The sequence below is a fragment of the Pedobacter sp. BAL39 genome (genome assembly GCF_000170795.1).
In the GTDB taxonomy this organism is placed as follows: domain Bacteria; phylum Bacteroidota; class Bacteroidia; order Sphingobacteriales; family Sphingobacteriaceae; genus Pedobacter.
Window position 1 is genome coordinate 40276 of record NZ_ABCM01000006.1, and the last position, 12101, is coordinate 52376.

A 12101-nucleotide genomic window follows, 5' to 3' on the forward strand; every position below is an offset into this window, starting at 1 on the left:
GATCCGGGATTAATCGAGACTTAGAGATCAGACAAAAGCACCATCGGTCTGTTCTCTTCTGAGAACCGAATTGATAAGGATCAGTCCCATCCCCAGCATGATGGACATATCCGCGACATTAAATACGCCAGTTTGGAAAATGCCGAAGTCAATGTGGAGGAAGTCCGTTACCGAGCCATACACGATGCGGTCGTAAAGGTTACCAGCACCGCCACCAATAACACAGCAGATGCCGATGAGCACATACAGAGGCATCTGTTTTCTGCTGAGCACAAAATAAAGGGCGCCGACCAGAACAGCCACTGGCATAACGATCAGCACCAGGAGCTTCCAGGTATCGTGCATGGCATCCCCAAGACTTAGAAAAGCGCCGGAGTTTTCGACACGGGTAAGCGTAATACGGTCGCTAATGATCCTGATCTGGTCGTGGTCAGCCACATACATCCTCACCAATTTTTTAGTAAACTGATCGAGACCTACATTGAGCAAGACAATTGCCGCTATCAGGGCCCTGTGGCCAAAATCTTTCCAATACATTTTTCGTAATTTGCTTTTCCCGGGTTCCTTAACTTGCTTAAGTGCTAAATATAGCCAATAGTATTTTTGAATTCAAATGACATAAATTAATGACAAGAATCAGATATTAGCAACATCATGAAAAAAATACTGTTCAGTTTTATCATTACCGCTTTTTCGTTGACTGTCAATGCACAAACACAGGCGCCGGTCCCAGGTACAGCCATGCCCAAAGCGGTGTTTTACAAGGTAAATGGAAGTTCATTCTCCACCGATCAGATCCCGTCAGGAAAACAATCCCTAATCATGCTTTTCGACGCTACCTGTGAGCACTGCCAGAAAGTAGCTAAAGAGCTTTCCAAACGCAATAAGGAACTGTCGAACATCAATTTTTACATGGTTACGATGGATGAAACCAGGTCCATAAATTATTTTATGGACCATTTCGGTGTCGGCCTTAAGGGAATGAAAAACCTGAGCATCCTTCAGGACAAAGACCGTGTATTTATTCCATTGTTCCACCCTAAACAATACCCATCGCTTTATCTTTATGGCAGGGATAAAAAGCTGACCTACTATTCCAGCAATGAGAAAGATGTAACCAAGTTTTTCAAGCTGATCAACCCTTAGTCGGGTCCTGGTCCATCCTTGGTCAATCGACAATTAATCTGAAAGATCCATTGAGGATCATTTTGTTCCCATCTGATGGAACAGGAAAGACCAGCGATCGGCAATTTCCTGAATGACCTTATCCATAGGTTTTCCCGCACCATGTCCCGCATTTGTCTGGATGCTGATCATTGTTGGCGCATCCCCTTGCTGCAGTTCCTGGAGTGTCGCCGCAAACTTAAAAGAATGTGCGGGTACCACGCGGTCATCATGATCAGCAGTTGTGACCAATGTTGCAGGGTAGCTGACTCCCGCCTTCAGGGCATGCAAAGGAGAATAACGATGTAAATATTCAAACATTTCCTTGCTGTCGTCTGCCGTCCCATAGTCGAACGCCCAACCCGCACCAGCGGTAAACTGATGATAGCGCAGCATATCCAGTACGCCTACTGCGGGAAAGGCAACTTTAAAGAGGTCCGGACGCTGGGTGATCACCGCACCAACCAGCAGACCACCATTAGACCCACCCATCACGGCAAGATATTCTTTAGAAGTGTACTTCGCCCCGATCAGGTATTCAGCGGCAGCAATGAAATCATCAAACACATTTTGCTTTTGCATCTTTGTTCCGGCAAGGTGCCAGGCTTCGCCATACTCTCCGCCTCCACGCAGGTTTGCGACCGCGTACACGCCTCCCCGTTCCAGTAGCACAATGTTTCCGGTACTGAATGCAGGGGTCAGGCTAACGTTGAAACCTCCATACCCATACAAAACCGTTGGGTTTGTACCATCCAGCACGAGCCCTTTTTTGTGCGTAATGATCATCGGAACAGCAGTACCATCTTTTGAACGGTAAAATACCTGTCTGGATTCAAACTGTTGAGGATCGAATTGCAAACCAGAATTTCGGTACAAAGCGGATGTGCCTGTGACCGTATCATATCTGAATATGGTTGCCGGATAAGTATAAGACGTAAACGTATAATAAAGCGTCGTTTCAGTTGCTTTTCCGGAAAAGCCAGTGGCCGTTCCGATACCAGGGAGTGCTACTTCATATTCCAGTTTCCCTTTGCGGTCATACTGTATTACCAGTGAAATCGCGTCTTTGATGTAGTTGGCAAACAATTTCCCTCCGCAGGTACCCACTGAAAGGACATGTTCTTTTTCCGGAATGAGGGTCTGCCAGTATTCAGGCTGTGGTTTTGACGCATGGACCGTCACGACACGTCCATTCTGGGCGTCCAGATTGGTATAAAAGAAAAGTGTATCCCCATCGTTATCGACGAGGTCGTGGTTTTTGTCAAAATTATCCACCACCGTAACAATTGGGGCATTAGCTACACGCAGGTCTTTGAGGAAAAGCTCATTGCCCGATGTAGAATTTGCGGCAGAAATGATCAGGAAGCGTTCATCTTCCGTAAGACCTGCACTGATGTACCTTCGAGGGAGGGATGGACCACCAAAAACCAGCTGATCGTTTGCTTGCGGTTCGGTCAGCTGATGGAAATAAAGTTTATGCTGCGTAGTCATTCCCGACAGCTGGCTGCCTTCAGCGGGCTTATCATAACTACTGTAATAAAAACCTTCGTTACCCTGCCAAGCCACACCTGAGAATTTAACATCCTGTAGTACGACACCCATCTGCATACGGTCTTCAACATTCCAGACCAACACCCTGTTCCAATCGGAGCCGCCGTCAGACAACTTAAAGGCCACGAGACTCCCATCTTTGGAGAAGCTCACACCCGTTAAAGATGTACTGCCATCACTGGAAAAAGTATTGGGGTCAAAGAAAACTTCCGGGACGGCTTCTCCTTGCTGACGATATAGGACGCTTTGGTTCTGCAGTCCGGTATTTTTATAGAAATATGTATAATTCCCTTCCTGAAAGGGAGCTGAGAATTTTTCATAGTCCATCAGTTGTTTTAACCGGGTATTGATTTCAGTCCGGTAAGGGATTTCGGACAAATATTCCTGGGTTAGCTCATTTTGTGCCTCCACCCAGGAATGGGTATCCGCGGAACGGTCATCTTCCAGCCAGCGATAAGGGTCAGGAACAGGAGTATCAAAATAGGTGTCAACAACAGTTTCTTTTTTAGAATTCGGGTATATCATATATTCAATTCGTTAAGGTAAATAGGTAATCGTGCACCACAGGAATATCAGCTTCCGCCCAGTCGCACCCACTCAGTTGAGGAGCTTCAAGCCAATGTACCGCAGCATGCTCACGGAGCTCAATTGCTCCCGACTGCAATTTACAGATGAATGGCATCAAGCGGATCGCGAAATCCGGATATTGATGTTCATGAACGGGCAGCGCCTCTACAGGCAGAATATGGAGGTTGAGTTCCTCCTGTATTTCCCTCACCAACGCAGCTTCAGGGCTTTCACCAGGTTCCAGCTTCCCTCCCGGGAATTCCATTTTGAGGGGCAATCGCATGACTGCGCTGCGCTGAGCCACCAGCACCTGCTGCTCGTCATTGACAATTATAGCACAACAGACATCGATCATGACCGAAGGTAAAAAAATAGGGAGCGTGGTCAAACTCAGGACAAAAAAAAACTCCGTTCCCGGAGTTTTTTTATAATCAGATTATAACTTGTGTGTATTGATAACGACTACAGATTAGTTGTGGGTAGTTTGTCTTACCGAAATTGCATCTGCAGAAGTTCCCGTAATATATATAGTATATACTTTATCTGCCTGCAGTGCTGTTAAGTCAAATGTACCGATACTGGTGGATCCACCTGTAGCGAACACCTGCAATGACAATACACCCGGATCCAGATTAACGTAGTTACTGGATGTGTTTCTGCCAATGTTTACAGCAAGGTTTGTAGTTGCACCATTCCGCACATCAATTTGAGTCGGAGCGCCGTCACTAAGGTGAATGAAGCGTACTTTTGCTTTTCCGCTAACCGGACTGTTGTCGTCTTTAAAGATATTAACTCTGGCTTGCGCTCCATCGCCAGCGAGGAAAACGGTATAATTAGATCCGTTGTCCAGGTCGAAGTCACCTGAAGCATATACCGCTCCTGAGCTTTCTGTACGGAACTCCGCCTGTAAGTTATTACCAGAGCTGAAAGCGATGTAGTTAGAAGCCTCGCCAAAATCCAAACCCGTGGCTACAGATTTATCAGCGATAAATAAATTTTGGGAAGCTGATGATGGTGCGGCATTAACCACCTTGATATTGGCTGTTCCCGATTCGTCCACATCATTATCCTTACATGAGGTCAGTCCTGTTGTTAATCCTAAAACGGCGGTTAGCATTAACAGATTTTTTAGTGATGATTTGTTTTTCATTTCGATAGATTTTAATAGGTAATCATTTTTGTTAAGGTATCTGTGCCAATAGCTTTACAAAAACCAAACCTTTAAAGAATAAAGCCAAGGGGAATAAAACGTCAAAACCACAAAAAAACACCTAAAAGTGTCCCTAAGGATCAGACTTTCAGGTGTTCTAAAAAAAAATAGATAAATAAAAATATCGAAAAGCGCTGCTCTAAATCTGTATCTTTTTCAATACACTATTTTTAATCCATAGAAACAAACAACTCGGATTGTGTCAGCCAGAGGCCATCAATTTTGCGCCACATGGCGGAGTAATTACCTCTGTAAGGTGCATCCTTATAATTCCAGGTACCGGTTTCCCAAGCCAGGATACCACTATCGCCGATTTCTATTACCGAGGGCAAACGCTCAAACAATGGTGACTTTTTATTGAACATTTCCTTCCAGGTTTTCAATAATTTGGCCTTACCACAATATTGGCCGCCTTCACCAGAAATCACAACGATATCTTCCATCCAATATTTGGCAACTCCCGCCACATCCTGATTGGAAATGGCCATATTGGAATCCATCCTTGATAAACGGATCTTCTCTTCTTCCTGTCGTTTGAAAAAGACTGCAGAATGCACTGAACTCATAAATAGAATAGTTATTTGGTTATTATTATCCTGTGGTAAATATCAACAAAACTTTATAAAGATTGGAATCTCCTTTAGTAACATTGATCAGACAGCGGAGCTAAAACTCAATTAAAAACACACAACGAACTTAAGATCAACATCTTATAAATACATCATTCTGACTATTGAATTTATGTTAACGATTGCCATAATTACGGACTTTCATTTAGATACAGTAAAAACTTAAATTTCATCAATATTATTACAGCGATTAAATATATTTAATTATGTTTAATGCAAAAAAGGATTAATGCTCCATGAAATACAACGAATTTGATATCAGATATGATGGTGTTTGTCTTTATCTATCTATGAAGATGAAGGCTTCAATTTTTGCTAAGCTGATATTAGGAATACTAAACTTCCTGTTGATTCCCATTATCGCACTAATGATTACCGAGCATATCATTCCGGGAGCTATAATCTTCGGTGTATTGCTGATCCTGTTGCTCCGTTACACGATGTGGAACTTCTGGGGCGGAGAGTACCTCATCATCAACTCAAAGAGCATCTCTTACCAATATGACTATGGTTTTCTGCTGACCAACCTGACGACAAAAAAGATAGGAAAAGTACTGAATACAGAGAAAATCAGCATCCACCAACATGGAAAACCAGAGCAGGTGACTATACAATTTAGCACCTACGATCAGGATGAACTGCCCGAACTGGTTTACCAGCTGGCCATCCCGATTTCAGATAAAGACGCCGAATCGCTGTTGATGGGCGTAAACATCATCTTTCTGGATAAGGTGGCAGACGATTACTCGTTGCCTCCCCTCTATCTCAACTGATTTTTGCGGTTTACGATCGCCTGATACGCACCATCCCAGAGTGTGATGCGTTGTTGCAATGCCGCCATAGTCATGGTTGCTGCCGCAGTCCATTTTTCTTCGTCTTCCCCACACAGTGCAGCGGTCATTTCCAATGCAAGGTGGCTATGGTGGTCGCCATCGACTTCAATGTGACGGTCCAGGTAGTATTTGAACAGCGAAATCTGATCCGGAAACTTCTTGTTCATGTCATTAACGATGGAAAAGAACATATTAGGGATCAGGTCTTCGCGACCGAAAGTGAAGGTGCTTGCCTGTACGTGGTGCTGATTGGCAGCGATCACCTCAAAGGTAAAGTTAACAAAGGAGATGGCGGCCGCCGGTGTTCCAGCAAGGGCATACGCCTCTTTAAAAGTAGCACCGCCCTGAAGGGCACGGATGAAACGGTTAATTTCTTCAATATCGGCACCGCATTGCTCCATTGCCTCAAGGTACATCTCAAAATGGCTTTTTTTGTCCCCATTGGCATCGACGTCTGACTCCTCACCTGCTACAATCTCATTGATGAGTGATCTGGTATTTCCCGTGCCTACGGGAAACCATGGGAGGCTGGTACAGGTCAGGTTGATCTGAAGGGCTTTGAGTAGCGACATGAAATCCCATACCGCATATACATGATACTGCATGAAGATACGAAGATCTTCCAGGTCGTTGATGACACTATAAACTTTGTGATTGATGATTTGCTGCCTCAAAGGCTCAATATCCGCCTGTATGTGCTCCAGCTTCTGATTCATTGCTTTTTCCTGAATAATTTTTGCGCAAATGTATCAATCAGGAAGTTTGCTTTTTCCATCTGGATGTCAACTTATTCGAGCTACACTCCAGATGTCAACTTCTGGGGCTACTTGGTCGCCACTACAATAATGATGTCCCGGATCACTTCCGTTCCAAGGTTGCTCGTGGTCACATCTTTCTCTTCGAGGACCTCCCAACTGGAAAAGCCAGCATTATTGATTAATGCCACCGCGTCCGCTATATGATATAAGGTAAACTCCCATTTGGTGAAAGGCAGCTGCTCCATAAAGTCCTTGGCAGCAAATGCCAGCGAGAATTTACCACCTGGCTGGAGTACACGAAGGATTTCCCTGGCATAGGCTACAGGTTCTTTCCAGAAGTATAAGGTGTTTACCGTGAAGATACGGTCGAAGCTACCATCAGTAAAAGGGATTGCATTTCCATCTGCAAGGACAAAATTTGCAATGCCGCTTTCTACGACGGTTGAATTGATGCGCAGTGCCTCTTCTACCATTAGTGAGGAAATGTCGATGCCTGTATAATTGACTCCTTCCGCCAGATGTAATAACGCAGGCAGATGGCTCCCATTTCCAGGGCCAATTTCCAGTACGCGTTCTTCTCCATGAAGCTGCATACTTGTAATGGTCCTGTTGATCATGTTTGCATTGGAGAAAGCCATGCGCTCTCCGGTTTTTATGCCCTCCGCCCCCTGAGGCTGACTCAGCTGACTGGCGACGGATTTCAGTTCATCGTTACTCCATGTTTTCATCTTACACTATTTTTTAGTTCAAATCGGACATATGGGTAATCATCCTTATGTCTCACATTCGAACCTGCAAAAAATCAAATCTGCAGAAAGTGTTCGACTTTAAGAAGCTGTGCTTACAGAAAGTGCCGGATTTCTTTGTTTCAGGATAAACACCCAGGCGATCCCAGCGCCAATCAGCGCCATCAAGGCGCCTACCCAGACAGGGGAAGTGTAATCATAGCCAGCTATAAGCGGAAGGCCACCAAAAAAAGCCCCAAGGGCATTGCCAATATTGAAGCTTGCCTGACTGACCGCACCGGCGATCATTTCTGATCCCTTTGCCGTGTTGATCATCAGTATCTGTATCGGTGCAACTAATGCAAAAGCCGCAGCACCAGTGATGAAGGTCATGATGAGCGACATGGTCTGGTTGACGGAAACGTAGTGAAGGATAACCAGGCATAGGGTCATTACCAGAAGCAGTGCCATGGATGCTTTGGAAGGAGAGAAACGATCGGCAAGTTTGCCACCAATGAAGTTACCCACCAGCATTCCAAAACCAGCCAGTGCCAGGATATAAGTGATGGACTGCTCACCAAATCCGGAGACATCCGTAAGCAAAGGGGCAATATAACTAAACCAGGCAAACAGACCTCCAGTACCAATGGCAATCATAAAAATAATCAGCCATGCTTCAGGCAGTTTGAAAAAGCCCAGCTCCTTTTTAAGGTCCCTGTTTTTCGTTGCCGGCAGATTGGGCATCCAGAACTTGAGACTCAGGAGCGTAATGATGCCTACGAGGACGATGATGACAAAGGTATATCTCCATGAATAATGATGCCCGATATAGGTACCAAAGGGCACGCCGATCAGATTTGCAATGGTAAGTCCTGCGAACATTAGTGAGACAGACTGCGCTTCCTTGCCTTTGTCGGCGATGCGGCTGGCGACAACCGATCCGACACCAAAAAAAGCTCCGTGAGGAAGCCCCGCAAGCAATCGCGCAGCAAAAAGGGAGATGTAATCAGGTGCAAAGGCAGAGAAGGCATTAAAAATCGAGAACATCAGCATCAGTGCCATGAGGATCTTTTTAGGAGGATAACTCCCTGCGAGCATAACAAGCAACGGTGCACCGATGACGACCCCGAGGGCATAAGCAGAAATCAGGTGACCTGCCTCAGGAATGGTGATGTGGAGATCTCTTGAAATGTCAGGCAGCAACCCCATCATTACAAATTCTGTAATGCCTATTCCTAACCCTCCAAGTGTGAGGGTAATTAAACTCTTCTTCATATATTGACTGATGGTTAGTGTAAAAAATACACATTACAAAAATAACCATTTAAATCAGAGATTTGGCCCTTTGAAAGTAAAGAGAATGCCATTAATTTAATTTTTCTGAAACAGTTTGAAAACTTCAGTGTTCGTATACATAAAGATTGTAAATCATCTCATTAAGAGGATAAAAACAAACACTATGAAATACAACAGCTTAAAAAAGACACTTTCCGCTTTATCATCTGCACAGAAATCAGACGCCACCATGCCTGTAGTGGCACTATTGGCAGGGCTTGCCGTTGGAGCCGTACTGGGTGTTTTATTCGCACCGGACAAGGGTGCAGACACGAGGGGTTTGATCTCCGATAAAGCCAAAGACCTTTCCGAACTTGCAAAAGACAAACTGCAGTCGCTGAAAGACAAATTTGCATCGGCACATGAAGAACTGGAAGCTGCTGCAGAAGAAACGGTTGCCAAAGCAAAATCAAAAGCTAAAGAAGTGAGAAACGCCGTAGAGGCAACCGCCGATAAAGCGGCAGAAGAAGCCAACGCGATAAGCTAAGCCTCATTCGCTTTTGATAACGAGGCCTGGTAATTAAAAAACAAACGTGTTACCGGCACTAACATTAATCCGCATATCGCAAAAATTACGAATGACGCGCGCAGGTTCAATGCCTGCGCGATATAACCTATTAGGGGTGGTCCCAACAAGGTACCCGTAATGGAATAGGTGGCAATGATGGAAATGGCCATTCCCGGCGAGTACTTTCTGGAGGCACCTGCCAGAGCATACGACATTGGGATGATGGAAGCTGTACCGAAACCGACCATGGAAAATCCGGCCATGGCGGTCCAGAAGCGGGGCAATGTGATTGCCAGCGTGACACCAGATACGATGCAAACCGAACTCATGATGTAAGTTTTTGGCATGCCAAAGCGGGCAATGATGGTATCCGACAGAAATCTGGAGATGGCCATAAAAGTCATGAAGATTAGGTAGCCATAGGTAAAGATCTCCACCTTCACCACCTGCTGAAAATAAATTCCGCTCCAGTCAAACATCCCCCCTTCACATATCGCACATAGAAACACTACAATTCCCAGGTATAGGATATAAGGATCCGGCTTATTCAGGATGAGCTTATTGCCGGTTGTCGAGCGGTCGCCCTTAAGCAAAAACTGATAAGAGTACAGGGTGATGAGTAGCATGGCTATACCTACTACCGCAAAGTGGGTATGCAGTTCGTAATTGAGACTGAGAAACAAAGTTGAGAACAGGATACCTGCGATCCCTCCCATGCTCCAATAGCCATGAAATGAACCGATAATTTTCTTATCATATTGCTTTTGCAGCGTTAATCCCTGTGTATTGACGGAGATATTGAAGATTCTGGTGGTGAAAGCGTATAGGATCACTGCGATGATAAGGGTGAAGACATTGGGTGCGAAGCCGATGAAGACAAGGGAGAAAGCATTTAAGCCATATCCTACCGCCAGTGGTACCCGGCTGTTGTATTTTGACACGAGCCAACCGGAAATTGGAAGCCCGATAAGAGACCCTACAGGCATTGCCAGCAGGATGCTGCCCAGTTCTGCATCATTAAAGCCGAATGCCATCTTTATGGTTGGAATCCTGGATGCCCAGGTCGAGAAACTGAAACCAGACATGAAAAAGAAAAGGCTTAGGAAAAAACGATGTTTGGATTTTGAAATCATCAACAAAAAATTTTACGGCGCAAATTTAGCAATCAATTGATCGTGTTGGTCTAAAACGCGATTTCTTTTTTGTTAAAAAAACAAAGACGCGTTTCGCGACTGCAAAGCTTACGTTGAAGGGAGCAAACATTTCTAGGCCGCTCCAAGCATCTTTTCTTCTTTTTTTAGGGTGCAGAAACAGGCGTTGTAGCGAAAATCAGGTTTTATGCGTTTTTGTGCTGGAGGGTAAGCTATATTCTGTTGAGTATGCTTACCTTCATAATTACATCTTTAGATTCATTTACGATCACTATGAAATTAATTACGACGATTGCCCTGCCAGCATTATTACTGATCGCAGGTAGCCAGGATGCCATTAGCAAAAGCAATGTTTTACCATCCGGTCCGATGTACTGCGGGCAAATCATGGAGCAGTTAACCGGGGACCTTGACGGCGTTTTGCTACAAAGCAAACTTAGTTATGGACGGGGACTGGATATGATTGTTATGGGGCTGGGGCTTAACATTGACAACATTCGTTTTGTAAAGGAGCCTAAGGCTACCGATTATTTTATCCAGGCGAATAACAAGGCCGCTTATGCACAGTCTTTGATCATCGCGGCAAACAATGGCATCCAGCTAAAGCGTAGCATCAATCCTGAATGGGCAATGACCAGGGAACAGTTCGCTCTGGCACTGCATCAGGCCATTCAGGGCACGGGTCAGTATATGACCAATATGATGTGGATCATTGTTTCGGACGAGTCGAGCTTTTCGGAGGGGAGCCTGGCCGCGGTTCAAAATTTGATTAAGTTTAACGTGATAACGCTGCAGAACGGGAAGTTCAGACCAAAATCTTACATCACGACTGCTGAGGCCAACGCAATGGTAAAAAAAGCAGCCACATTCATACAGCGGTCCAAAGCCAATCAGGCACCCGCCGCTGATGCAGAGACAACCTTTACGAGCACCCCCGTGAATGAGGCCGTGAACCGTGTGGTATTGTCGAGGGGAAGCAAACCCAATTCCGGTTATCAGATCAGCATCAGCAAAATCATTTTTTCCGAAAATAAGGAGGCTGTGATTTACTACGTCGTTAAGGACCCGGAGGCCGGCAACTCTTATATGCAAGTGATTGCCGAACCTACCGCGGAAACTTTTATTTCATCTGATTACAAAGTGGTACTTCAAAAAGAGCAATAGCAACACATTGTAAAGGGGTTGCTCCCGGAATTGGTGGCCTGACTGCAGAATTATGATTTGCAGTCAGGCCATTGCGATTTTGGGGAATTTCGTTTTTTAAAAAATAACCATTAGTTTTACAAAAAACTTTAGGGGTGCCTTGCGCTGAGATATACCCTTTGAACCTGATGCAGTTAGTACTGCCGAAGGGAAAAGTAGAAGCAACTTGATTGCTGTCTTTTCATACCTGTAACAGGTCATGCCTTTAGTTTTTCCAAATTTTTATAAAATGGAAATAACTGTAAATCACGAAAACTACCAGATTAATGAGCACTGTTCTATCACAGAGCTGCTCCATGATGTGCTGACCATCCCTGTTCAGGGGATCGCCGTCGCCATCAACCAGACCATCATTCCGAAGACCGAATGGCCGTCTCAGCGACTTTCATCAGGCGACCGCGTGATGGTCATCAAAGCCACCCAAGGCGGATAACCCTGTAATTCTGCAACAACACATTCAACACCGA

At 45.0% G+C, this 12101-nt stretch carries 14 protein-coding genes and 1 riboswitch; of the genes, 5 read left to right on the plus strand and 9 right to left on the minus strand.

Annotation, left to right across the window (positions count from 1 at the left end; translation table 11 throughout):
• Positions 1–27: 27 nt before the first annotated feature.
• A complete protein-coding gene (lspA, locus tag PBAL39_RS09645; protein WP_008240783.1) occupies positions 28–537 on the minus strand; it encodes a signal peptidase II in 510 nt (169 codons plus the stop codon).
• Between the two features lie 117 nt (positions 538–654).
• Here lspA and PBAL39_RS09650 point away from each other — a divergent pair, with 117 nt between their 5' ends.
• Positions 655–1146, plus strand: coding sequence for a redoxin domain-containing protein (locus tag PBAL39_RS09650; RefSeq protein ID WP_008240785.1), 492 nt, complete (start codon positions 655–657; stop codon positions 1144–1146).
• A gap of 57 nt (positions 1147–1203) precedes the next feature.
• On the opposite strand, the gene PBAL39_RS09655 is transcribed toward PBAL39_RS09650, so the two are convergent.
• The 4 genes from PBAL39_RS09655 to PBAL39_RS09670 form a co-directional block, all read right to left on the minus strand.
• Positions 1204–3240, minus strand: coding sequence for a prolyl oligopeptidase family protein (locus PBAL39_RS09655; RefSeq protein WP_008240788.1), 2037 nt, complete (start codon positions 3238–3240; stop codon positions 1204–1206).
• Positions 3241–3244: 4 nt separating this feature from the next.
• A complete protein-coding gene (locus PBAL39_RS09660) occupies positions 3245–3637 on the minus strand; it encodes a (deoxy)nucleoside triphosphate pyrophosphohydrolase (RefSeq protein ID WP_008240790.1) in 393 nt (130 codons plus the stop codon).
• 114 nt (positions 3638–3751) lie between these two features.
• The gene (locus tag PBAL39_RS09665) at positions 3752–4432 is read right to left on the minus strand and encodes a DUF4397 domain-containing protein (protein ID WP_008240791.1); all 681 of its coding nucleotides are present in this window, start codon (positions 4430–4432) and stop codon (positions 3752–3754) included.
• Positions 4433–4662: 230 nt separating this feature from the next.
• Positions 4663–5058 carry a DUF4440 domain-containing protein gene (locus tag PBAL39_RS09670; protein WP_008240792.1) on the minus strand — a complete coding sequence of 132 codons (396 nt, stop codon included), beginning with the start codon at positions 5056–5058 and terminating at the stop codon, positions 4663–4665.
• Positions 5059–5357: 299 nt separating this feature from the next.
• On the opposite strand from PBAL39_RS09670, the gene PBAL39_RS09675 reads away from it, so the two are divergent.
• Entirely contained in the window at positions 5358–5894 is a 537-nt protein-coding gene (locus PBAL39_RS09675; RefSeq protein ID WP_008240793.1) for a hypothetical protein, read from the plus strand.
• Here the strand turns inward: PBAL39_RS09675 and PBAL39_RS09680 are convergent.
• From PBAL39_RS09680 to PBAL39_RS09690, 3 genes are all read right to left on the minus strand, one after another.
• Positions 5882–6670 carry a DUF3050 domain-containing protein gene (locus tag PBAL39_RS09680; RefSeq protein WP_008240794.1) on the minus strand — a complete coding sequence of 263 codons (789 nt, stop codon included), beginning with the start codon at positions 6668–6670 and terminating at the stop codon, positions 5882–5884. The two genes, PBAL39_RS09675 and PBAL39_RS09680, sit on opposite strands and share 13 nt — an antisense overlap.
• A gap of 107 nt (positions 6671–6777) precedes the next feature.
• Positions 6778–7440 carry a class I SAM-dependent methyltransferase gene (locus tag PBAL39_RS09685; protein ID WP_008240796.1) on the minus strand — a complete coding sequence of 221 codons (663 nt, stop codon included), beginning with the start codon at positions 7438–7440 and terminating at the stop codon, positions 6778–6780.
• Between the two features lie 99 nt (positions 7441–7539).
• Positions 7540–8712, minus strand: coding sequence for an MFS transporter (locus PBAL39_RS09690; RefSeq protein ID WP_008240797.1), 1173 nt, complete (start codon positions 8710–8712; stop codon positions 7540–7542).
• 184 nt (positions 8713–8896) lie between these two features.
• Between PBAL39_RS09690 and PBAL39_RS09695 the strand changes: the two genes are divergently transcribed.
• Positions 8897–9259, plus strand: coding sequence for a YtxH domain-containing protein (locus PBAL39_RS09695; RefSeq protein WP_008240798.1), 363 nt, complete (start codon positions 8897–8899; stop codon positions 9257–9259).
• Here PBAL39_RS09695 and PBAL39_RS09700 read toward each other — a convergent pair.
• Positions 9256–10413, minus strand: coding sequence for an MFS transporter (locus tag PBAL39_RS09700; RefSeq protein ID WP_039866378.1), 1158 nt, complete (start codon positions 10411–10413; stop codon positions 9256–9258). The two genes, PBAL39_RS09695 and PBAL39_RS09700, sit on opposite strands and share 4 nt — an antisense overlap.
• A 291-nt stretch (positions 10414–10704) precedes the next feature.
• Here PBAL39_RS09700 and PBAL39_RS09705 point away from each other — a divergent pair, with 291 nt between their 5' ends.
• Positions 10705–11595: a protease complex subunit PrcB family protein gene (locus tag PBAL39_RS09705; RefSeq protein WP_008240802.1), complete on the plus strand. Its 891-nt coding sequence runs from the start codon at positions 10705–10707 to the stop codon at positions 11593–11595.
• Between the two features lie 120 nt (positions 11596–11715).
• Positions 11716–11803: riboswitch (TPP riboswitch) on the plus strand.
• Between the two features lie 60 nt (positions 11804–11863).
• Positions 11864–12067 carry a sulfur carrier protein ThiS gene (thiS, locus tag PBAL39_RS09710; RefSeq protein WP_039866408.1) on the plus strand — a complete coding sequence of 68 codons (204 nt, stop codon included), beginning with the start codon at positions 11864–11866 and terminating at the stop codon, positions 12065–12067.
• Positions 12068–12101 lie beyond the last annotated feature (34 nt).

Bases quoted from the DNA above. Each gene is read 5' to 3' on its own strand.
- lspA (WP_008240783.1), bottom strand. From the start codon at position 537: ATGTATTGGAAAGATTTTGGCCACAGGGCCCTGATAGCGGCAATTGTC.
- PBAL39_RS09650 (WP_008240785.1), top strand. From the start codon at position 655: ATGAAAAAAATACTGTTCAGTTTTATCATTACCGCTTTTTCGTTGACT.
- PBAL39_RS09655 (WP_008240788.1), bottom strand. From the start codon at position 3,240: ATGATATACCCGAATTCTAAAAAAGAAACTGTTGTTGACACCTATTTT.
- PBAL39_RS09660 (WP_008240790.1), bottom strand. From the start codon at position 3,637: ATGATCGATGTCTGTTGTGCTATAATTGTCAATGACGAGCAGCAGGTG.
- PBAL39_RS09665 (WP_008240791.1), bottom strand. From the start codon at position 4,432: ATGAAAAACAAATCATCACTAAAAAATCTGTTAATGCTAACCGCCGTT.
- PBAL39_RS09670 (WP_008240792.1), bottom strand. From the start codon at position 5,058: ATGAGTTCAGTGCATTCTGCAGTCTTTTTCAAACGACAGGAAGAAGAG.
- PBAL39_RS09675 (WP_008240793.1), top strand. From the start codon at position 5,358: ATGAAATACAACGAATTTGATATCAGATATGATGGTGTTTGTCTTTAT.
- PBAL39_RS09680 (WP_008240794.1), bottom strand. From the start codon at position 6,670: ATGAATCAGAAGCTGGAGCACATACAGGCGGATATTGAGCCTTTGAGG.
- PBAL39_RS09685 (WP_008240796.1), bottom strand. From the start codon at position 7,440: ATGAAAACATGGAGTAACGATGAACTGAAATCCGTCGCCAGTCAGCTG.
- PBAL39_RS09690 (WP_008240797.1), bottom strand. From the start codon at position 8,712: ATGAAGAAGAGTTTAATTACCCTCACACTTGGAGGGTTAGGAATAGGC.
- PBAL39_RS09695 (WP_008240798.1), top strand. From the start codon at position 8,897: ATGAAATACAACAGCTTAAAAAAGACACTTTCCGCTTTATCATCTGCA.
- PBAL39_RS09700 (WP_039866378.1), bottom strand. From the start codon at position 10,413: ATGATTTCAAAATCCAAACATCGTTTTTTCCTAAGCCTTTTCTTTTTC.
- PBAL39_RS09705 (WP_008240802.1), top strand. From the start codon at position 10,705: ATGAAATTAATTACGACGATTGCCCTGCCAGCATTATTACTGATCGCA.
- thiS (WP_039866408.1), top strand. From the start codon at position 11,864: ATGGAAATAACTGTAAATCACGAAAACTACCAGATTAATGAGCACTGT.